This window comes from Xanthomonas euroxanthea, assembly GCF_900476395.1.
In the GTDB taxonomy this organism is placed as follows: Bacteria; Pseudomonadota; Gammaproteobacteria; order Xanthomonadales; family Xanthomonadaceae; genus Xanthomonas; species Xanthomonas euroxanthea.
Genome location: NZ_UIHB01000002.1, coordinates 507647 through 529415 on the forward strand (window position 1 = coordinate 507647; position 21769 = coordinate 529415).

16 protein-coding genes and 1 tRNA gene are annotated in these 21769 nt (G+C 66.9%); 12 read left to right on the forward strand and 5 right to left on the reverse strand.

Annotated features, from left to right (window positions below; genetic code table 11):
- The first annotated feature begins 5 nt into the window (after positions 1 to 5).
- Entirely contained in the window at positions 6 to 929 is a 924-nt protein-coding gene (folE2, locus tag CPBF1521_RS09385) for a GTP cyclohydrolase FolE2 (protein WP_115676797.1), read from the forward strand.
- Between the two features lie 436 nt (positions 930 to 1365).
- On the opposite strand, the gene CPBF1521_RS09390 is transcribed toward folE2, so the two are convergent.
- Positions 1366 to 1440: transfer RNA gene (locus CPBF1521_RS09390), tRNA-Glu, on the reverse strand.
- Positions 1441 to 1487: 47 nt separating this feature from the next.
- On the opposite strand from CPBF1521_RS09390, the gene pcnB reads away from it, so the two are divergent.
- From pcnB to CPBF1521_RS09430, 8 genes are all read left to right on the forward strand, one after another.
- Positions 1488 to 2855, forward strand: coding sequence for a polynucleotide adenylyltransferase PcnB (gene pcnB / locus CPBF1521_RS09395; protein ID WP_104582933.1), 1368 nt, complete (start codon positions 1488 to 1490; stop codon positions 2853 to 2855).
- A 3-nt stretch (positions 2856 to 2858) separates the two neighbouring features.
- Positions 2859 to 3344 (forward strand): 2-amino-4-hydroxy-6-hydroxymethyldihydropteridine diphosphokinase, encoded by a 486-nt coding sequence (gene folK / locus CPBF1521_RS09400; RefSeq protein ID WP_115676798.1) that lies wholly within the window; start codon positions 2859 to 2861, stop codon positions 3342 to 3344.
- A 35-nt stretch (positions 3345 to 3379) separates the two neighbouring features.
- On the forward strand, positions 3380 to 4195 hold the full coding sequence (gene panB / locus CPBF1521_RS09405; RefSeq protein ID WP_115676799.1) for a 3-methyl-2-oxobutanoate hydroxymethyltransferase: 816 nt from the start codon (positions 3380 to 3382) through the stop codon (positions 4193 to 4195).
- Positions 4192 to 5034, forward strand: coding sequence for a pantoate--beta-alanine ligase (gene panC / locus CPBF1521_RS09410; protein ID WP_115676800.1), 843 nt, complete (start codon positions 4192 to 4194; stop codon positions 5032 to 5034). The genes panB and panC overlap by 4 nt, the downstream gene beginning before the upstream one ends.
- Positions 5035 to 5211: 177 nt before the next feature.
- On the forward strand, positions 5212 to 5592 hold the full coding sequence (gene panD / locus CPBF1521_RS09415) for an aspartate 1-decarboxylase (RefSeq protein WP_115676801.1): 381 nt from the start codon (positions 5212 to 5214) through the stop codon (positions 5590 to 5592).
- Positions 5589 to 7103 carry a glucose-6-phosphate isomerase gene (gene pgi, locus CPBF1521_RS09420; RefSeq protein WP_115676802.1) on the forward strand — a complete coding sequence of 505 codons (1515 nt, stop codon included), beginning with the start codon at positions 5589 to 5591 and terminating at the stop codon, positions 7101 to 7103. Before panD ends, pgi begins: the two co-directional genes overlap by 4 nt.
- Positions 7104 to 7257: 154 nt before the next feature.
- Positions 7258 to 7602, forward strand: coding sequence for a type II toxin-antitoxin system prevent-host-death family antitoxin (locus CPBF1521_RS09425; RefSeq protein ID WP_115676803.1), 345 nt, complete (start codon positions 7258 to 7260; stop codon positions 7600 to 7602).
- A gap of 3 nt (positions 7603 to 7605) precedes the next feature.
- Positions 7606 to 8229: an ATPase gene (locus CPBF1521_RS09430; RefSeq protein ID WP_115676804.1), complete on the forward strand. Its 624-nt coding sequence runs from the start codon at positions 7606 to 7608 to the stop codon at positions 8227 to 8229.
- A gap of 335 nt (positions 8230 to 8564) precedes the next feature.
- Here CPBF1521_RS09430 and CPBF1521_RS09440 read toward each other — a convergent pair whose 3' ends face one another.
- Complete coding sequence (locus CPBF1521_RS09440) at positions 8565 to 10520, reverse strand: PhoX family protein (protein WP_115676805.1); 1956 nt, start codon at positions 10518 to 10520, stop codon at positions 8565 to 8567.
- 435 nt (positions 10521 to 10955) lie between these two features.
- Between CPBF1521_RS09440 and CPBF1521_RS09445 the strand changes: the two genes are divergently transcribed.
- Both CPBF1521_RS09445 and CPBF1521_RS09455 read left to right on the forward strand, forming a co-directional pair.
- On the forward strand, positions 10956 to 13568 hold the full coding sequence (locus CPBF1521_RS09445; protein ID WP_115677098.1) for a glycoside hydrolase family 3 protein: 2613 nt from the start codon (positions 10956 to 10958) through the stop codon (positions 13566 to 13568).
- A gap of 255 nt (positions 13569 to 13823) precedes the next feature.
- Positions 13824 to 15386 (forward strand): sodium/sugar symporter, encoded by a 1563-nt coding sequence (locus CPBF1521_RS09455; protein ID WP_115677099.1) that lies wholly within the window; start codon positions 13824 to 13826, stop codon positions 15384 to 15386.
- 93 nt (positions 15387 to 15479) lie between these two features.
- Here the strand turns inward: CPBF1521_RS09455 and CPBF1521_RS09460 are convergent, their stop codons facing one another.
- Complete coding sequence (locus tag CPBF1521_RS09460; RefSeq protein WP_104648598.1) at positions 15480 to 17336, reverse strand: putative bifunctional diguanylate cyclase/phosphodiesterase; 1857 nt, start codon at positions 17334 to 17336, stop codon at positions 15480 to 15482.
- Positions 17337 to 17808: 472 nt separating this feature from the next.
- Between CPBF1521_RS09460 and CPBF1521_RS09465 the strand changes: the two genes are divergently transcribed.
- Entirely contained in the window at positions 17809 to 18765 is a 957-nt protein-coding gene (locus tag CPBF1521_RS09465) for a glycoside hydrolase family 5 protein (RefSeq protein ID WP_104648599.1), read from the forward strand.
- 1168 nt (positions 18766 to 19933) lie between these two features.
- On the opposite strand, the gene CPBF1521_RS09480 is transcribed toward CPBF1521_RS09465, so the two are convergent.
- Both CPBF1521_RS09480 and CPBF1521_RS09485 read right to left on the reverse strand, forming a co-directional pair.
- Positions 19934 to 20512 (reverse strand): response regulator transcription factor, encoded by a 579-nt coding sequence (locus CPBF1521_RS09480; RefSeq protein WP_104585309.1) that lies wholly within the window; start codon positions 20510 to 20512, stop codon positions 19934 to 19936.
- Complete coding sequence (locus CPBF1521_RS09485; RefSeq protein WP_164739365.1) at positions 20509 to 21735, reverse strand: ATP-binding protein; 1227 nt, start codon at positions 21733 to 21735, stop codon at positions 20509 to 20511. The genes CPBF1521_RS09480 and CPBF1521_RS09485 overlap by 4 nt, the downstream gene beginning before the upstream one ends.
- Positions 21736 to 21769: the final 34 nt, after the last annotated feature.

Consider the following 21769-nt stretch of genomic DNA (forward strand, 5'->3'; position numbering starts at 1 on the left):
TTTCGATGTCCACCACGCTTCCAGATGTTGCCGTTACCGAACCGTCCACAGCGAGTGCGCCGCTGCGCTGGGTCGGCATGCAGGACATCGCCGTGCCGGTGCGCCTGGACGATGCCGAGCCCGGCGGCAGCGTGGCCGCGCGTGCCGGCGTGCAGGTGGATCTGCCGCGCCCGGAACTCAAGGGCATCCATATGTCGCGCTTGTATCGCTTGCTGGATCGGCATCTGGAGCAGCCGGTGTCGCCGGCGATGGTGTCGCAGCTGCTGCAGGCGCTGATCGACAGTCATGTCGATTGCGGCAGCCGGGCGGCGCGGCTGACGCTGAGCTTTGAGCTGATGGTGCGGGTGCCGGCGCTGCGCAGCGAAGGACTGAGCGGCTGGCGCGCCTATCCGGTGCGCATCGATGCCCAGACCAGTGCAGGCCGCACCCGGATCCAGTTGCAGGTCGAGGTGCTGTACGCCTCCACCTGTCCCTGTTCGGCGGCCTTGTCGCGCCAGTTGCTGAGCGGTGTGTTCTTGCAGCAACACGCAGGGCGCGATGCGTTGCCGGTCGAAGAGGTGGCGCAGTGGCTGCAACAGCACGGTTCGTACGCCACGCCGCACAGCCAGCGCAGCGTGGCGCAAATACGCGTGGAGCTGGGCGCGAGCTTGCCGCGTTTCGGTATCCGCGCGCTGGTCGGCCTGTGCGAGCAGGCGTTGGCGACGCCGGTACAGGCGGCGGTACGGCGTGTCGACGAGCAGGCGTTCGCCCGCTTGAATGGCGCCAACCTGATGTATGTCGAAGATACCACGCGGCGGTTGCGCAAGGTGCTGGCCGAGCACCATGCCGTTTTCCATGTGGCGGTGTGCCACCTGGAAAGTCTGCATGCCCACGACGCCGTCGCCGAAACCGACAGTGATGCCGGCATTTTTCATCCATTGGCCGAGTGAGGCGTTGCCATGCACTGCAAACATCCACGTCGATCTGCAATCGCTGCGCGCAAGTACGAGGGCGATCGCACGTGGCGCCGATGCGGACGCATTGTCGCGCAGGTCCATGTCCTGATCGGGCCGTACGTGATGTTTGTCGCGGGGTGATCGGCATCGGCCAGGCCGATGCGCCGCCCTCGCGTGGCAGCACATGCAGCCGCAGGCGTGGAGCGGGCGGCCGACTGCGCGGCTTGGTGCAGGGGTGTCTGGCCCGCAACCGGCCTCAGCCAGTCGGCGCACCGGTACATCGGATCGACGCAGTCGCCATTGGCGACATGTTCGCCCGGTAGGGAACGGGATCATCACGCGCTGCCCCGGCCAGCGGCAGTCACTGATGCCCAACAACGCAAAAGCCCCGCAATGCGGGGCCTTGGCGTGTTCTGCAGCCAGACGACGGTGGTGCTCCCTAGGGGACTCGAACCCCTGTTTTAGCCTTGAGAGGGCCACGTCCTAACCATTAGACGAAGGGAGCGTTTGGTGCGTCTTGTGCAGCGCGCTAGTATAGTGCGCTCAAACCCGTTGGGCAATCCTGCAACACAAGACGGAAGCGCCATCATCGAATCCTCAGTTACATCTCCGTTCACGCTGCGCGTCATCCCACGCGATCAGCACACCATCTCGCGCAAGGACATCAGCCCCAACGCGTTGCGCGTGCTGTACCGCCTGCGCGAATCGGGCTTTGGTGCCTACCTGGTCGGCGGCGCGGTCCGCGACCTGCTGGTCGGCGGCCATCCCAAGGATTTCGACGTGGCCACCAGTGCCACGCCGGAAGAAGTCAAAGCGCTGTTCCGCAACTGTCGCCTGATCGGCCGCCGCTTTCGCCTGGCGCATGTGGTGTTCGGTCGCGAGATCATCGAAGTGGCCACGTTCCGCGCCAACATCGACGATGGCAGCGGCGACCGCGAACTGGATAACGGCCGCCTGGTGCGCGACAACGTCTACGGCACCATCGAAGACGATGCGATCCGTCGCGACTTCACCTGCAACGCCCTGTACTACGCGATCGAGGATTTCTCGGTACGCGATTACTGCGGCGGCTTCGAAGACGTGCAGGCGCGCCTGATGAAGCTGATCGGCGACCCGGAGCTGCGCTACCAGGAAGATCCGGTGCGCATGCTGCGCGCGGTGCGTCTGGCGGCCAAGTTGAACTTCGACATCGAAGCCGGCACCGCAGAACCCATTCCGCGCCTGGCCGGTCTGTTGTCCGAAGCGGCGCCAGCGCGCTTGTTCGAAGAGATTCTCAAGCTGTTCCTGTCCGGGCACGGCGTAGCCAGTTTCGAAGGCCTGGAGCGTTACGGCCTGCTCGGTGCGCTGTTCCCTGAAAGTGCGGCGGCCCTGAAATCCAACCGCAGCGGCGCACTGCGCGCCATGGTGCTGGAAGGCCTGCGCAACACCGATGCGCGCGTGGCCAACGACGAACCGGTGTCGCCGGCGTTCCTGTTCGCCCTGCTGCTCTGGCCGGCGTTCTGCCGCACCTTGATGGGCCTGCAGGCGCAAGGCGTGCAACCGGAGGACGCGCAGCGTCGCGCCGCCGACCGGGTCACCCTGCATCAGCTCGAACGCGTGGCGCTGCCGCGGCGTTTCTCGCTGCCGATGCAGGAAATCTGGCTGCTGCAGACGCGCTTCTCCTCGCGTCAGCGCAAGCGCGTGTTCCGCACCTTGTCGCATCCGCGTTTCCGCGCCGCGTTCGATTTCCTGGTGTTGCGCCAGTTCGCCTCGGCCGACCATGCCGCCGATGTCGAATTCTGGCGCGAGGCACAGAAGTCCTCCGGCCAGGAACTGGTCGATGCGATCGAAACCGCGCAGGCCGATCACGCCGGCGAGGAGGATGCACCGCGCAAGCGCCGCCGTCGCCGCCGTCGCACCGGCGCGCCCGCAGGCGAATAGGGCGTGCAGACCGCCTTTGTCGGCCTGGGCGCCAACCTGGGCCCGGCCGAGGCCAGCGTGCGCGCGGCCATCGCCGCGCTGGGCGAGCTGCCGCAGACCACGCTGGTTGCCGCCTCGCGCCTGTACCGCACGCCGGCCTGGGGCCGCGAAGACCAGCCCGATTTCATCAATGCCGTGGCACAGCTGCGCACTGCGCTGGCGCCACTGCCGCTGCTGGAGGCCCTGCTCGGCATCGAGCAGACCTTCGGTCGGCAGCGCGTGGATGGCGAGCGCTGGGGCCCGCGCACGCTGGACCTGGATCTGCTGCTGTACGCCGACCAGGTGATCGACCTGCCGCGTTTGCAGGTACCGCACCCGCATCTGCAGGCGCGCGCCTTTGCGCTGTTGCCGCTGTCCGAGCTTGCCCCGGACGCGATCATTCCGGGCCATGGAACAGTGCGACACGCGCTGCAGGCCATCGATGCCTGTGGGCTGGAGCCGATTGGGTAGATAATGGCCGGCTTATCACCCCACGTAATGACTTCATGAGCAGCCATACCGACAGCAAGCCCTGGACCGTGCCCGCCTTGGCGCAGGCCAAGCGCGAGGGTCGAAAACTGGTCATGTTGACCGCCTACGACGCCGGTTTCGCGCGGACCTTCGATGCCAACGGCGTCGACCTGATCCTGGTCGGCGATTCGCTGGGCATGGTGGTGCAGGGGCACGATTCCACCTTGCCGGTGACCACTGCCGACATGGTCTACCACACCGCCGCAGTGGCGCGGGTGCTGGAGCAGGCACTGCTGGTGGCCGATCTGTCGTTCCAGGCCGATGCCACGCCGGAGCGCGCGCTGGACGCTGCCACCCGGCTGCTGCAGGCCGGTGCGGAGATGGTCAAGATCGAGGGCGCCGGGCACAAGCTCGAGGTGATCCGCTATCTGGTCGAGCGCGAGATCCCGGTGTGCTCGCACCTGGGGCTGACCCCGCAATCGGTGCTGCGGTTTGGCGGTTACTCGGTGCAGGGGCGTGGCGAAGCCGGCGAGCAGTTGCGCCGCGATGCGCAGGCCGTGGTCGATGCCGGCGCCAGCCTGGTCGTGCTGGAATGCGTACCCACGCCGATCGCCGCACAGATCAGCGCCGAGCTGCAGGTGCCCACCATCGGCATCGGCGCCGGCCCCGGCTGCGATGGCCAGGTGCTGGTGATGCACGACATGCTGGGCCTGGACAGCGGCCACCGCCGTCCCAAGTTCGTCAAAGATTTCCTCGCCGAAGGCGGCTCGGTGGCGGGCGCGGTGCGCGCTTACGCGCAGGCCGTGCGCGACGGCAGCTTTCCCGATGCAGCGCACGCGTACGCCGCATGATCCAGACCCTGACCGATCTTTCCACCCTGCGCGCGCTGGTCACCGGCTGGAAGCGTGAGGGCTTGCGGGTGGCGCTGGTGCCGACCATGGGCAACCTGCACGCCGGCCACTATTCGCTGGTGATGCTGGCGCGCCAGTACGCCGACCGCGTGGTGTCGAGCGTGTTCGTCAACCCGACCCAGTTCGGCCCCAACGAAGATTTCGCGCGTTACCCGCGCACGCCGGAGGCCGACCTGCGCGGCCTGGAAGACGCCGGCTGCGATGCACTGTGGTTGCCTGACGTGGACACCATGTATCCGCTCGGCACCGCACTGGCCACGCCGATCCACGCGCCGGGCGTCAGCGACGTGCTCGAAGGGGTGTGCCGTCCCGGGCATTTCGATGGCGTGTGCACGGTGGTGGCGCGGCTGTTCAACCAGGTGCAGCCGGACGTGGCCGCCTTCGGCAAGAAGGACTATCAGCAGCTGGCGGTGATCCGCCAGATGGTGGCCGACCTGGCGTTTCCGATCGAGATCCTGGGCGGCAGCATCGTGCGCGAGGCCGATGGCCTGGCGATGAGCTCGCGCAACCAGTATCTGACGGCCGACGAGCGCCCGCGTTCGACGCAGATCCGCAAGGTATTGCTGCAGATGCGCGACAGCTACGCCGCCGGCACCCCGCGTGCGCAGGTCGAACAGGCCGCCACCCAGGCGCTGGAACAGGCCGGTTTCCGCGTCGATTACGCGGTGGTGCGGCTGCCTGATCTGAGCGAGCCGGGCGATGGCCATGCCGGCGCGCGCGTGGCCTTGATCGCCGCCCGCCTGGGCGCCACGCGGCTGATCGACAACCTGGAATTCTGAGCGGTCCCCATGCCGCTGCAAGCGCCGGGTCGGGCCATGACCGGCGATGCCTGCGAACCGGCGCACGGGCACGTTTGTCCAGCGCCGGCCTGAAGCACTCACCACCGGTTGTAGGGCAGGTCGGTGGACAGCGGCGCTTTCCGCTAAAATGCCGGCTTTCCTTTGCCGTTGCCCGTCATGCACCTGTCCCTGCTGAAAGCCAAGATCCACCGCGCCACCGTCACCCATTCCGAGCTCAATTACGAGGGCTCGATCGCCATCGACGGCCTGCTGCTGGAAGCCACCGGCATCCGTGAGTTCGAGCAGGTGCATATCTGGGACGTCACCAACGGTGCGCGTTTCAGCACCTATGCCATTCGTGCCGAGGAAGGCAGCGGCATCATCTCGCTCAACGGCGGCGCCGCGCGTCACGTGCAGGTGGGCGATCTGATCATTGTGGCCGCCTTCGCCAGCATGAGCGAAGCCGAAGCCGAGACCTTCAAGCCCAATCTGGTATATGTGGACGGCAGCAACGCGATCACCCACACCAACCACAGCATCCCCACGCAGGCCGCATGACACACACCAACGGATTCGACGCGCTTCACGCCCACGCCCAGCGCCTGCGCGGCGCTGCCATCCCCGCATTGCTTGCCGCCGAGCCACAACGGCCGACGCAGTACGCCAGGCAGGTCGGTCCGTTGTATTTCAATTTCGCGCGGCAGAAGTACGACCACGCCGCGCTCGATGCCTTGTTCGCCATCGCGCGCGAGCGTGATCTGGCCGGCGCGTTCCAGCGCCTGTTCCGCGGCGAGCAGGTCAATGTCACCGAGCAGCGCGCTGCACTGCATACCGCGTTGCGCGGCGACCTGACCGATGCGCCGGTGGCTTCCGAAGCGTATGCAACCGCTGCGGAAGTGCGCCAGCGCATGGGCGCGCTGATCAAGCAACTGGAAGCCACCGACGTCACCGATATCGTCAGCGTCGGCATCGGCGGCTCGGACCTGGGGCCACGGTTGGTGGCCGACGCCTTGCGTGCGCCGTCCGGTGCGCGGTTTCGCGTGCATTTCGTCTCCAACGTCGACGGCGCGGCAATGCAGCGCACGCTGGCCACGCTGGACCCGGCACACACTGCCGGCATCCTGATTTCCAAGACCTTCGGCACCCAGGAAACCCTGCTCAACGGCAGCATCCTGCACGCCTGGCTGGGTGGCAGCGAGCGGCTGTACGCGGTGAGTGCCAATCCCGAGCGCGCCGCCAAGGCCTTCGACATCGCGCCGAGCCGCGTACTGCCGATGTGGGACTGGGTCGGTGGCCGTTATTCGCTGTGGTCGGCGGTGGGTTTCCCGATCGCCCTGGCGATCGGCTTCGAACGTTTCGAACAATTGCTGGAAGGCGCGGCGCAGTTCGACGCGCATGCGCTCGACACGCCGCTGGAAGAAAACGTCGCCGTGCTGCATGGCCTGACGGCGGTGTGGAACCGCAACCTGCTCGGCAGCGCCACGCATGCGGTGATGACTTACGACCAGCGTCTGGCCCTGCTGCCGGCCTACCTGCAGCAGCTGGTGATGGAAAGCCTGGGCAAGCGGGTCAAGCTGGACGGTTCTGCCGTGGACAGCGACACCGTGTCGGTGTGGTGGGGCGGTGCCGGTACCGATGTACAGCACAGCTTCTTCCAGGCGTTGCACCAGGGCACCAGCGTGGTGCCGGCCGATTTCATCGGCACCGTGCACAACGACGATCCGTACGCGGAAAACCATGTCGCGCTGATGGCCAACGTATTGGCGCAGACCGAGGCGCTGGCCAACGGCCAGGACAGCAGCGATCCGCACCGCAGTTATCCGGGCGGCCGCCCGAGCACGGTGATCCTGCTCGACGCGCTGACCCCGCAAGCGCTGGGCGCGCTGATCTCGATGTACGAGCACAGCGTCTACGTGCAGTCGGTGATGTGGGGCATCAATGCCTTCGACCAGTTTGGTGTGGAGCTGGGCAAGCAGCTGGCCAGCCAGTTGCTGCCGGCACTGAAGGGCGAGTCGGCCGACGTGGCGGACCCGGTGACGCGCGAACTGCTGGCCAAGCTGCGCGGCTGAGCCTGGTGCATCGGTGGCAAGACGACGGGGCCTGCGGGCCCCGTTTTCGTTGTGCGGCGGCCTGTCCGGCATGGATTGGTTCAAAATAGCCAAATTTCCCAAAATGGGAAGTTGGGCGTACGCTGTGAGTCACCACCACGTGCAGGACCGTCCCATGTCTCGCCTCCAGGATCTGCCCGAGCTCGAAACATCCCCTGCCGCCGACATCAAGGTGAAGGGCTGGCCCAGCCTGATGCGCAAGGTGCGCTCGCATGGCGCGGTGGTCATCACCAACCATAATCATCCCGAGGCGGTCGTGGTGGATGCGGAGGAATACCACCGTCTGGTGAGGCAGGCGAGCGCAGCGGCGGCCGCCTCGACGCGGGCGCAATCGCTGCAGGCATTGCGGGCCAGGTTCGACGCGCATCTGGCGGCGGTGACCGATGGCCCAGGCCTGGCCCAGGTGATCGGCAAGCCGGCACGCCGGGGCAGCAAGGTCACCCTGGGCCCGTCGCTCTAGATCGTGGGAAACATCCTGGTGCTGGCCGGCGTCAACGGCGCCGGCAAGAGTTCGCTGCTGGGCAGCGTGTTGCGGGAAGAAGGCGGCACCTGGTTCAACCCGGACGCGTTCACCCGGGAGCTGGTGGAGCAGGGCTGGCCACCGGAACAGGCCAATGCGCAAGCCTGGCAGGAGGGCGTGCGACGGCTGCGTCAGGCCATGGACGCCGGCCATGACTATGCATTGGAAACCACCCTGGGCGCGACCACCATCCCGCGCCTGCTGCGGCAGGCCTGCGCGCAGCACACCGTGGCGATCTGGTTCTGCGGCCTATCCAGCGTCGAGCTGCATATCGAACGTGTCGCAGCGCGCGTGGCCGCCGGCGGGCATGCCATCCCCGAGCGCAAGATCCGCGAGCGCTACGATGCCTCGCGTGCCAACCTGATCGCGCTGCTGCCGCATCTGGCGGTGCTGCATGTCTACGACAACAGCGTGCCCGCCGATGCGACCGGGCAGGTTGCCCCGCTACTGGTGCTGGAACTGGACCGCAACGGCCTGCAGTACCCGACCACGCCGGACGAACTGGCGCAGGTGCCCGGCTGGGCCAAGCCCATCGTGATGGCGGCGCTGGAGTTGCGGCAATCTTGAGCCGCGCGCTCATGCACTTGCGGTCTGATCCGCTTCTCGCCGACGCGGCCCGACATCCGGCGACCTCACCTGTAGGAGCGCACCCGGGCGCGACAGGTTAGATCGGCAAAGCTCCTCGCGCCCAGGTGCGCTCCTACCGGCATTGCGACAGCAGCGAGACGCCACGCTGCACGCGTCGGCCTCACCCGTAGGAGCGCACCCGGGCGCGACAGGCCATGCCGGCAAAGCTTCTCGCGCCCAGCTGCGCTTCTACCGGCCTTGCGACAGCAACGAGAACGCCATGCTGTATGTGTCAGCTGCAGCGCCACGCAACGCTGCAACTGGAACGGCGGCGCCTAGGCTTTGCCCAACCTCACCGCCACCGGGTCGCCGGTGAGGTAGCCCACCGCCGCGCCGAAGCGGTTCTTGTAGTTGGCACGCACCAGCGGATCCAGCGTGGCCTTGACGGTGTCGTGCAGCGGGCTTTCCCAGTCACCGGGGTGCTGGAAATTGCTCATCACGTAGGTCCAGCCGTGGATCTGGTCGACCGCATGCAGGCCGGTGGATTCGGCGCCGGCCGGCACCGACAGCAGGCGCGTGAGGGTGCCGCTGTCCACGTTGTAGGCCCACAGGAAATTGTTGACGTGCAGGCTGCTGTCTTCGCCGATGAACAAGGTGCGCAGCGCTTCGGAGAACTTGAGGTTGTCCGGGTTGGCCAGGCGCTCCGGATCGGCCAGGTTGCCCAGCGCGTCGGCCTTGGCCAGGTCGTGGCCGGTGAGCGCGGCCGGGGCGGCCATGTCGATCGGCACCCAGTCGCTGTGGATCGGCGCGCCGTGGTGGTCGCGCTGGCCGCCGCGCAGATTCAAGGCGTACACCGCGCCCGCGTCCGGGCCCTCCACCTTCACGTCGCCCGAACCGTCGCGCATGCTGGTGACGATGTAGGACATCGCCATGTAGGCGATCTTGTCGCGGGCATTGACGGTGGTGCCTTCGAGCTTGGTGAAGCCCAGGCTGCCGCCGGCCAGGGCGGCGTAGCGGTGGGTTTCCAGATACGTGGCCGCCTTCTCCATGCCCGGCTTGATGCGGATCCAGTTGAAGGTGCCGTTGAACGGAATTTTGGTGAACGCGGCATCGCCCGGGTCGCTCAGATGCACGTCGAGGATGTCGGCGGCGGTGAGGCGGTCGGCCATGGCCTGGATCTCGGCACTGGTGGCATGGCCGAGCTTGATCCAGCGCAACGTGGCCGCGCCCGGGCCCACGCCCGAGGTCTGCTGCCACTTGCCCACGTACAGGGTGCCGGCCGACAGGTCCGCCTTGCGGTCGGCGATGAACATGAACAGCCCGCCATTGGTGGCGTCGTCGCCCATCAGCACGGTGCGCTGGTCGGGCATCACCTGCACCAGCTCGTGCGAGATGCGGCCCAGGCAGTAATGCTTGCGCACGCTCCCGGTGCCGTCCGGGTGGACGGTGATTTCGGGCAGATGGCCGTAGTGATAGGGGTTGGCCTTCTCCGGGTCGCCGTACAGATGCGTGCTGTAGCTGCGGAACTGGGTGTTGCCGGCCAGCGCGGTGGCGTCGGGTTCGTATTCTTCGCTGGACAGGTGGGTATTCCACGGCGACAGGCTGGCCCCGCAGGTGGTCCACAGCCCGTGCACCGGTGCCGTGTCGACGTTGTGGTACTTCACCAGCGACAGCTTGCCGGTGGCCGGGTCCTGATCCAGCGTCAGCACGGCGATCGGCGCGGGCAGGTGCCGGTTGGTGTCGTTGCCGGCCTGGTCGCGGGTGGTGTATTCGAACTGCACCACCGCGAAGACGTGATTGCCCTTGACCCCGGGCACCTTGGCATCGGGCAGGGTCAGCAGCGAGGAGCCGTCCGGGCAGTCGGAAAAGAACGGCCGTTCGGCACCGGGTTTGGAGCGGTCGATGATCGGGCGGTGCTGGATGTCGTAGTAGCCGCCGGCCAGCACGGTGCCGCCCTTGCCGTCGGGCACCTGGTCGCCGGTGACGAAGAACGGGTGGTACGCAAGCGCATACCGCTGGGTGCTGCCGTCGCTGCGCGCCACCGTCAGCGACGAGCCCACCGTGGTGGTGGCCATCGCCGCGGGGTTGGCCAGGCTGGGCGCCGGCATGCCATGGAAGGTGGCCGACACCAGCTGGGTCGGGGTGTCCGACGGCCGCAGCGGGCGTGCGGCCAATGCCGCACCGCCGAAATGTTGCAGGGCGGCGGCGCTGGCGCTGCCCAGCGGCAACAGCGGGACGGACGCCAGCAGGTGCATCAGGCGGCGGCGGGCGGGATCGGGGGAGGCAGACATCGAAACTCCAGGCAAAGACGACGATCAACGATGGCCGGTGGCGCATCGGCAAGCCGGTCACGCTAGGCCCGGGGTATGACAGTTGTTTGACGGCGAGCTCACCTGTTGGCGGGCATTCGAACAGGGCGCCGCAAGCGAACCCGGCAATACCTGCAACGGCGGGTTGGGCTGCGCAGTGCGGAGCCGGCACGGTGGTGCATCGCAGCAAAGTGCGCCGCCACGCAAGCCCAGGCGCCACGCCGGATTTGGCGGTTTCCCGTGGTTTGACGGGTGCTGCCGGTATTCCAAGCCTATAGCCCGGGCCAATAAGTTGCTCGTCGTTTGGCATACGAGCGCGCGGTGTTGACAGGGTAGGGGAATCACGCAAGCGTACGCCGCCTAATGGCCTGCGGCGTCACGCATCGCCGTGGGGAGAACCACCTGGAGACCTGGATCTTGGACAAGCTGCTTCGTCGTACCGCCGCGCCTGTCGCGCGTCGTGCCCTCTCTCTGGCTACCGCCGCCGCGGTGCTGATGCTGGCCGCCTGCCAAGGCAAGGACACCGCCGCCGAGGCAAGCAAGACCGCACCGGCCGCCGCGCCCGCCGAGGCGTCCACCGCCATCCATCCCGACCAGTGGCCGTCGCCGAAGTGGCCGTTCGCCCAGGACCAGGCCCTGGAGCAGCGCATCACCGATGTGATGGCCAAGATGAGTGTCGAAGAGAAGGTCGCCCAGACCATCCAGGGCGACATCGCCAGCATGACCCCGGACGACGTGCGCAAGTACCGCATCGGGTCGGTGCTGGCCGGTGGCAACTCCGACCCGGGCGGCAAGTACGACGCCAAGCCGGCCGAGTGGCTGAAGCTGGCCGACGCCTTCTATGAAGCGTCGATGGACACCTCCAAGGGCGACAATGCGATCCCGATCATCTTCGGCATCGATGCGGTGCACGGCCAGAGCAACATCGTCGGTGCCACGCTGTTCCCGCACAACATCGGCCTGGGCGCCACGCGCAACCCGGAGCTGATCAAGAAGATCGGTGAAGTCACCGCCGCCGAAACCCGCGTCACCGGCATGGAGTGGACCTTTGCGCCCACCGTGGCGGTGCCGCAGGACGACCGCTGGGGCCGCAGCTACGAAGGCTATTCCGAGTCGCCGGACGTGGTGGCCAGCTTCGCCGGCAAGATGGTCGAAGGCGTGCAGGGCACGCCGGGCACCCCGCAGTTCCTCGACGGCAGCCACGTGATTTCCTCGGTGAAGCATTTCGTCGGCGACGGCGGCACCACCGACGGCAAGGACCAGGGCGACACCAAGGTGTCCGAAGCCACCATGCGCGACATCCACGCGGCCGGTTATCCGCCGGCGATCGCGGCCGGTGCGCAGACGGTGATGGCCTCGTTCAACAGCTTCAACGGCGAAAAGATGCACGGCAACAAGGTCATGCTGACCGACGTGCTCAAGGGCCGCATGAACTTCGGCGGTTTCGTGGTCGGCGACTGGAATGGCCACGGCCAGGTCAAGGGCTGCACCAACGAGAACTGCCCGGCCTCGTTCATCGCCGGCGTCGACATGGCGATGGCCTCCGACAGCTGGAAGGGCATTTACGAGACCGAGCTGGCCGCGGTGAAGTCTGGCCAGATTTCGATGGAGCGCCTGGACGATGCGGTGCGCCGCATCCTGCGCGTCAAGCTGCGCCTGGGCCTGTTCGAAGCCGGCAAGCCGTCCAAGCGCCCGCTCGGCGGCAAGTACGAATTGCTGGGCGCGCCGGAACACCGCGCGATCGCCCGCCAGGCAGTGCGCGAGTCGCTGGTGCTGCTGAAGAACCAGGCCGGCATCCTGCCGCTGGATCCGAAAAAGCGCGTGCTGGTGCTGGGCGATGGCGCCAACGACATGGGCAAGCAGTCCGGCGGCTGGACGCTGAACTGGCAGGGCACCGGTACCAAGCGCAGCGACTACCCCAACGGCAACACTATCTGGGAAGGCCTGGACAAGCAGATCAAGGCCGCCGGCGGCACCGCCGAGCTGGCAGTCGATGGTGCGTACAAGATCAAGCCCGACGTGGCGGTGGTGGTGTTCGGTGAGAACCCGTACGCCGAGTTCCAGGGCGACATCGCCACCCTGCTGTACAAGCCGGGCGACGAGAGCGAGCTGGCATTGATCAAGAAGCTCAAGGCCGAGGGCATCCCGGTGGTGGCGGTGTTCCTGAGCGGGCGCCCGTTGTGGATGAACCAGTACATCAACGCGGCCGATGCGTTCGTCGCCGCCTGGTTGCCGGGTTCGGAAGGCGAGGGCATTGCCGACGTGCTGCTGCGCAAGGCCGATGGCACGGTGCAGAACGACTTCAAGGGCAAGCTGAGCTTCTCCTGGCCCAGGACCGCGGTGCAGTTCGCCAACAACGTCGGCCAGAAGGATTACGACCCGCAGTTCAAGTTCGGCTTCGGCCTGACCTATGCCGACAAGGGCGACCTGGCCGCGCTGCCGGAGGAATCGGGCGTGTCCGGCGAGCAGTCGGTGGGCGGGGTGTACTTCGTGCGCGGCAAGCCGGCGCTAGGCATTGCGATGCAGCTGTCCAACGCCGGCCAGGCCAACATGCCGGCGACCACGCTGCCGGTGGGTCTGTCCGATGGCAGCCTGAAGATGACCGCCGTCGATCACAAGGCGCAGGAAGATGCGCGGCGCCTGGTGTGGTCCGGTGCCAAGGCCTCCAGCGTATTGCTGGTGTCCGGCAAACCGGTCGACGTCTCGCGCGAGAGCAACGGCGATGTGCAGCTGCAGCTGACCGTGCGCCGCGACAGCGCGGTAACTGGGCCGGTATGGCTGGGCGTGGGCTGTGGCGACAACTGCGGCGGCCGTGTCGATGCGCAGAAGACCCTGGCCGCGCTGCCGCAGGGCCAGTGGAAGGTGCTGGGCGTGCCGCTGAAGTGCTTTGCGGTGGCCGGTGCGGACGTGACCAGGCTGACCCAGGTCGCCAGCATCGAAAGCGCTGCGGCGCTGGACCTGTCGGTGTCGAAGATCGCGCTGGGCGCGCTCAACGAAGCCGAAGTCACGCTCGACTGCCCGGTCAAGTAAGCAGCACACCCGCAGGCGCGCCTGCGGGTGTGTCCAGGTAATCAGGACACACGCGTCGCCGGTCCCGGCGACGTGCTACAGCGGCCACCCTCAGCGGTGGTGTCATCAGCCGCCGCGGGACGCGCGCGTCGATCGGCCGGGAAGGCCTGCAGCTGCGGTTCGCCGCGCTGCCGCCATGCACGCGGTGCGGGCGGCGGCAGTCTGCAGGCCTGTCCGCTCCACGACGCGCCGCCCAGAGCCAGACAGGAGAGTGCAGTGGGTTTGGCGACGTTGGATATCGTGATTGTGCTGGTCTATCTGACCGGCATCTTCGTGCTCGCGCAGTGGGTCTCGCGCGAGAAGGCCGGTCACACCAAGAGCGCCGAGGATTACTTCCTGGCGAGCAAGTCGTTGCCGTGGTGGGCGATCGGTGCCTCGCTGATTGCCGCGAACATTTCGGCCGAACAGATCATCGGCATGGCCGGCTCCGGCTATGCGATCGGCCTGGCGATCGCGTCCTACGAGTGGATGGCGGCGCTGACGCTGCTGATCGTCGGCAAGTTCTTCCTGCCGATCTTCCTGCGCAACGGCATCTACACCATGCCGCAGTTCCTGGAACAGCGCTACGGCAAGTGGATCCGCACGCTGATGGCGGTGTTCTGGCTGCTGCTGTACGTGTTCGTCAATCTCACCTCGATCCTGTGGCTGGGCTCGATCGCGGTCAGCCAGGTCACCGGCATGGACCAGACCCTGGCGCTGGCACTGATCGGCGTGTTCGCGCTGGTCTACCAGCTGTATGGCGGGTTGAAGGCGGTGGCCTTGACCGACATCGTGCAGGTCACGCTGCTGGTGCTGGGCGGCCTGCTGGTGGCCGGGCTGACCCTGGCACGGATCGGCGACGGTGCCGGCGTGCTGGCCGGCTTCAAGCACCTGTGGAATGCGCACCCGGAGCACTTCCACATGATCCTGAGCAAGGACAACCCGTTCTACAAGGACCTGCCCGGCCTGAGCGTGCTGCTGGGCGGCCTGTGGGTGATGAACATCAGCTACTGGGGGTTCAACCAGTACATCATCCAGCGCGCGCTGGCGGCCAAGAACATCGGCGAGGCGCAGAAGGGCATGGTGTTCGCCGCGTTCCTGAAGCTGCTGATGCCGTTGGTGATCGTGGTGCCGGGCATTGCCGCAGTGGTGCTGGCGCCGGACCTGGCCAAGCCCGACCAGGCCTATCCGACCATGATGCAGCTGTTGCCGACCGGCATCCTGGGCCTGGTGTTCGCGGCGCTGGTGGCGGCGATCGTGGCCTCGCTGGCCTCCAAGATCAACTCGGTTGCGACGATCTTCACCCTGGATTTCTACGCCAAGTTCCGGCCGCAGACCGAGCAGAAGCAACTGGTGCGCGTGGGCCGCATCGTGGCCATCGTGGCGGTGATCATCGGCATCCTGACCGCGCGGCCGTTGCTGGGCAACTTCGACCAGGGTTTCCAGTTCATCCAGGAATTCACCGGCTTCTTCACCCCGGGCGTGGTGGTGATCTTCATGCTTGGCCTGTTCTGGAAGCGCGCCAACGAAGCCGGTGCGCTGACCGCGGCGATCGGCTCGGTGGTGCTGTCGTTCGCGCTCAAGTTCGCCTGGCCGGAACTGCCGTTCATGGACCGCATTGGGGTGGTGTTCGTGGCCGCGCTGGTACTGGCGGTGCTGGTGTCGTTGATGACCGCCCCGACCCAGGCACGCGATCTGATCCGCACCGACGATGTGGCCTACGGCACCACGCTGGGCTTCAAGATCGGTGCGATCGGGGTCGTGGCGATCCTGATCGCGCTCTATGCGGTGTTCTGGTAATCGATCAGACCGCACGCTGAGATCAGCCGTGCATATGCGGCGCGACACGCAGGTGTCGCGCCGCATTGCGTTTGGACGTTGTGCGGTTGGCGCTTACACCCGCGCCGCGGCCAGGCTCGCAGCGAGCAGGTTGACCGGTGCTTCGAACTGCTCGTGCCACGGCGTCTGCAGCCAGGTTTCCAGTGCGGCCGCCGGCATCGGTTTGGCGATCCAGTAGCCCTGGCCTTCGTCGCAGCCCCAGGCGCGCAACTGCGTGTAGGCCTCCGCCGATTCAATGCCTTCGGCGACCACGCGCTGGCCCAGGCTGTGGCCGAGCTGGATCATGGCCGGCACCAGGGTGCGGTCGGTACGGCTGTCCGGCAACGAGCGGATGAAGGACTGATCGATCTTCAACGAGCTGGCCGGCAGCTGCTTGAGATAGCTGAAATTGCTGTAGCCGGTGCCGAAGTCGTCGATGGCGATGTGCACGCCCAGCGCCGCGATCGCCGCCAGTTGCTCGGCCAGATGCTCGGGGTGGCGGATCATCGCGCTTTCGGTGAATTCGATCTCCAGCCGGCGCGGATCCAGCTTGTGGCGCTCCAGGCCACGCCGCAGCAGGCCGACGAAGCCGGGCCGGTCCAGGTCGGCGGCTGACACGTTCAAGGCCAGATTGAAATCCAGGCCCTGTTGCTGCCAGCGCGCGGCCTGGGCGATGCCGTTGTCGATCACCCAGGCAGTGATGCGGTTGATCAACGCGGTCTTCTCGGCCATCGGCACGAAGTCGGCGGGCATCACCGGGCCGATCATCGGATGCTGCCAGCGCAGCAGCGCTTCCACCCCGACGCAGCGGTGATCGTGCAGGTCCACGCGCGGCTGGTAGTGCAGACGCAGCTGGCTGGAACTGTCCAGCGCGGCGGGCAGGGCCGCCAGCAGGCGGAAGGTATTGCGCTGGGCCACGTCGTGCTTGCGCTCGTACATGCTCCAGGGCGCGCCGCGCTCGCGCGAGATGTCCACCGAAGTGGTCAGCGAACGGATGGTGTCGGCCGCGCCATAGCTGGTCTGCAGCGAGACCGCGCCGATCGAGGCCACCGGGGTATGCGGAATGCCCTGATGTTCCAGCGGCTCGGCAAAGGCCTTGGAGACCTTGGTGCACAGCGTGGACAACCGGTGCGTCTCGACCTGGGCCAGGAAGCCGAAGGTGGTCGGGTCCAGCCGATACAACGCGGTGCCGGCAGGCAGATAGGCCGCCAGGCGGCGCTGCGCGAGCGCCACATAGCCGTCGGCATAGTCCCAGCCCAGCGCCTTGACCATTTCGCGGAAATAGTCGCTGCCGCAGATGTCGACCGCCACGGCGGTGGTGGCCGGGGCGCTGTCGCGTTGCGACAGCCAGGCATCCAGGTCTTCGGCAAAGCGCGACCGATTGGGCAGCCCGGTCGGGCCGTCGCGATAGGTGGTGCTGCGCAGGTTTTCCACCCGCAGCACCGCCAGGTCGCGCAGGCCTTCCAGTTGGGTGATCGCCTCGGCGTCCAGACCCGGGCGCGGGCTGGTTCCGATCACGCACAAGGTGCCGATGCGGTGGCCGTCGCGCAGCGTCAGCGGTGCGCCGGCGTAGAAGCGGATGAACGGCGGGCCCAGCACCAGCGGGTTGTCGCAAAAGCGCGGATCCAGTTGTGCGTCGGGCACCACCATCACCTCGTGGCTGCGGATCGCATGCGCGCAGAACGCCTGGTCGCGCGGTGTTTCCTGCGGCTCCAGGCCGATGCGGGCCTTGAACCACTGGCGATGCTCGTCCACCAGCGATACCAGTGCGATTTCCGCGCCCAGGTTGCGGGCAGCCATCGCGGCGATGGTCTCGAACACCGGATCGGGCGGCGAGTCCAGCAGGCAAAGACCACGCAGGACGGCCAACCGGGTCGACTCATCGACCTCGGGCGGAGGAGGGGAACTGACGGGAGCGAGCGCGGAATGCATGTGCTCGTATCGGCCTGAAGCGTGATCCCTTGATCGACAGCACCGGGCTTTGTTCAGTTGACGCGGTTTTCCCGCACGGTGGCCGCGGTTGAAGCGCCGCGGCGACGGCCGCGACGCGGCGGCATCAGGCAGCGGTTTGGGCGACGGCTGGGCGCCAGGCCGGCGATTGCGCCGGTTCCTAAGTCATGCCTGATGCGACGGGCCGGCAGCGCCGTCGGCACCGATGCGCGTCGCTCAACATTATCGACGCCTGGCCGATCACTGGTGGTAAGCCCGCCTTGTCGTCCCACTAGCAGTAACGATTCAGCGCACTGATTTTGGTGCCTGCTCGTTGTGTGACAGGGATTACATCAACAGCTACCGCAAATTGACACAGTGTTCACGGGCGCTGTGAGTTACGCCATCGCCCGTCATCCTCCCCGCTGCCTGGAAATCGATCGTGAAATCACCGTTGCCCCGTTTTGCCCGCCGCATGCTGCTGGTCGTTGCAGGCCTGGCATTGTCGTCTGCCGCGCACGCAGGGCTGTCGGTGTCCGGCACCCAGCTGCGTGAGTCCAATGGCAATACCGTGGTATTGCGTGGCGTCAATCTGCCGCACGCCTGGTACGCAAGCCGAACCGATGCGGCCCTGGCCGCCATTGCCGCCACCGGCGCCAACAGCGTGCGTGTGGTGCTCAGTTCCGGTTATCGCTGGAACCGTACGCCGGAGGCCGAGGTGGCGCGCATCATCGCGCGTTGCAAAAGCCTGGGCTTGATCGCGGTGCTGGAGGTGCACGACACCACCGGCTATGGCGAAGACGGCGCCGCCGCCGGTCTGTCCCATGCCACTGCGTACTGGACCAGCATCCGCAAGGCACTGATCGGCAACGAAGACCACGTCATCATCAACATCGGCAACGAGCCGTTCGGCAACCAGTTGAGCGCCAGCGAATGGGTCAATGGCCATGCAACGGCGATCGCCGCGTTGCGCAAGACCGGGCTGACCCACGCATTGATGGTGGATGCACCGAACTGGGGCCAGGACTGGAAGTTCTATATGCGCGACAACGCGGCCGCCTTGCTGGCGCGCGACAGCCGCCGCAACCTGATCTTCAGCGTGCACATGTACGAAGTGTTCGGCAGCGATGCGACGGTCAACAAGTATTTGCGCGCCTTCCGCGATAAAAAGCTGGCACTGGTGATCGGCGAGTTCGGAGGAGACCATCGCGGCGCGCAGGTGGACGAGGCGGCGATCATGCGTCGCGCCCGCGAATACAACGTTGGCTACCTGGGCTGGTCGTGGTCGGGCAACGACAGCAGCACGCAATCGCTGGATATCGCAATCGGCTGGAACGCCACGCGCCTCAGCAGTTGGGGCCGCAACTTGATCCTGGGCGCCGATGGCATCACCGCGACCTCGCGCAGGGCGAGCGTATTCGGCCCGCGTTGAGATTGAAGCTCCACAGTCGGTAGAGCGGTCGATCCGGCGCTTGGTTGCAGGCCCTTGCCCGGCCACCATGGCGGGACACGCCGTGAATCCGTCCATGGAGGCTCTTACGCGGCATCCATGCCGCGTAAGGTCCCGCGACGGTGAGCGGGCAAGGACCAGTCGAGATGGTCGGTACTCAAAGTTAAGAGCAGTGCCGGATGCGCCTTGTTCGATCGTGGAGCATCTGCACACCGCCGCATTACAGACAGCTTTCAGATGAGCGCCGACCAACTGTCTGGTGCGGTGTCCTTGCCGGTTGCGGGACCGTGTGGCGGCATGGATGCCGCCACCGAGCCCCCAGGGATGGGTTCACGGCGTGTCCCGCAAGCGGTGAGGGCGCCGCGCCCTCGACGCTGCGCGTTGGCTGCAGGGCCCTTGCCCGCCCACCATCGCGGGACACGCCGCAAGTACGTCCATGTAGGCTCCGGCGCGGCATCCATGCCGCTCAGGGTCCCGCGACGATGAGCGGGCAAGGACCTATCGAGATGGTCGGTGCGCATGGGTAAGAGCAGTGCGGGATGGGGCCCTGTTCGCTCATGACGTATCGGCTNNAGCATNTGANNCACNNCCGCANTACAGACAGGNTTTCANANGAGCGCCGACCAACTGTCTGGTGCGGTGTCCTTGCCNGTTGCNGGANCNTGTGGCGGCATGGATGCCGCCANNGNGCCCCNNGGGATGGGTTCACGGCGTGTCCCGCAAGCGGTGAGGGCGCCGCGCCCTCGACGCTGCGCGTTGGCTGCAGGGCCCTGGCCCGCCCACCATCGCGGGACACGCCGCAAGTACGTCCATGTAGGCTCCGGCGCGGCATCCATGCCGCTCAGGGTCCCGCGACGGTGAGCGGGCAAGGACCTATCGAGATGGTCGGTGCGCATGGGTAAGAGCAGTGCGGGATGGGGCCCTGTTCGCTCATGACGTATCGGCTCCACATTTGATGCATACCGCACTACAGACAGGTTTTCACAAGAGCGCCGACCAACTGTCTGGTGCGGTGTCCTTGCCCGTTGCCGGAACATTGGCGGCATGGATGCCGCCAATGCGCCCCTGGGGATGGGGTCACGGCGTGTCCGGCGAGCGGCGAGGGCGCTGCGCCCTCGACCGATTTGTCCTCACGGCAACTGGCCGCGTTTCAACGTCCGGGCTCGCGTAATGGCCCCGGGCTTGGCCGCTTGGTCAACTTGCGCTGCAGCGAGCGGCGGTGCATGCCGAGCAGGCGTGCGGCAGCCGAGACATTGCCGCCGGTTTCGTGCAGCGCCTGCTGGATGTGCTCCCATTGCAGGCGGCTCAGCGGTGTCATCATTTCCCGCGCGGTTTCTTCTTCGTCCGGCTCGGGCAGCTCGTCGTCCTCTTCGCCCAGCGCCCGCATGATGGTGGGGATATTGGCCGGCTTGGGCAGATAGTCGTCGGCACCGAGCTTGATGGCCTCCACGGCGGTGGCGATGCTCGCGTAGCCGGTGACCAGCAGGATGCGCATATCGGCGCGGATCTCGCGCAACGGCTGGATCAGGCTCAGGCCGGAATCGTGACCGAGCTTGAGATCGATCAGGGCGAAATCGGGCAGGGCGCTGCGTGCGGTCGACAAGGCACTGGCCGCATCGGTGGCGGTCAGGGTGTCCACGCCGCGGCGGGCGAGGCTGCGTTGCAGCGTGCGCAGGTACAAGGTGTCGTCGTCGACCAGCAGGCCGGTGCGCAGGGGAGTGCTTGTCATGCGAGTGCCTCGTGTTCGGAGAGCGGCAGACGGAAACCGACGCGGGCGCCGCTGCCTTCGGCGGGCAGCATCCACAACTCGCCCTGCAGCCGCTCGACGGTGGCATGCGACAGCGCCAGCCCAACACCCATGCCGTCATGCTTGCCGCTGTTGAACAGGGTGCCGGGCAGCATGGCTTGCGAGGTATCGAAGCCCGGACCGTAGTCGCGTACTTCGCCGCTGAGATGATCCTGCTCCACGCGCAGCGTCAGGTCGATCTGCGGCCGGCCGGCCCGTTCGCCGGCATCGGCCGCATTGTTGAGCAACACCATCAGCAGATGGCTGACCCCGGGCTGCAGCAGCAGGCGCATCGGCGCATCGTCGTTGCGACGCAGCTCGATGGTCGGGCGCACCAGCCGCCATTGTTCCAGCACGTCCTTGACCGCGACTTCGCGGCTGAGGTGGCCGTTGTCGGCCGGTGCGGCCAGCGCCAGCACGCGCTCGTGGCACTGCACCAGCAGCTCGCGCAGGGTGTCCAGATCCTCGCGCAACTCGCTCTGGTCGCACTGGTCGGCGATGTCGTCGACCAGCAGCGTCATCGTGGCCAGCGGCGTGTTCAACTCATGCGCGACCGAGGCCGCATGCGTGGCCAGCGCCACGATGCCCTCGTTGCGCGCGAAGCGCTCGCGCAGCGTGGAGATCTCGCGCTCGCGTTCGCGCATCGACAAGGCCAGCCGGGTGGCGAAGGCCAGCACCACCACCGTGGACAACAGGAAGTTGGCGGCCATGCCCCACATATGCAGGCTGAGCGGGTCGAAACTGCCGTAGGGCAGCGGCAGCCCGAACGCTGCACTGATCACATAACCGGCCACGCAGGCCGCCGCCACCGCCATCGCCCAGCCCAGCGGCAGGGCCAGCGCGGCCAGGGCGATCAGCACCAGGAACAGGGAGCCGAACGGGTTGGCGATGCCGCCGCTCCAGCCCACCATCCAGGTCAGCACCGTGACGTCGACCAGGATGTGGCCGAATTCGGTGGCCGGGCTGACCGCGCCGCGATGGGCCACCCGCAGCTGTGCATACAGGTTGAACACCGCCAGCGCGGCCACGCCGGCCCACAAGGGTTGCTGCGGCAGATCCAGGCCCATCAGCCCGGTGGCGACCAGGATGGTGGCGGCCTGGCCGGCAGTGGCCAGCCAGCGCAGGCTGCACAGGGTCCGCAGGAAGGAGGCGTCTGAGGAATTCATCACGGCAATGCTATGCGCTCGGGGGCGTGGCGGC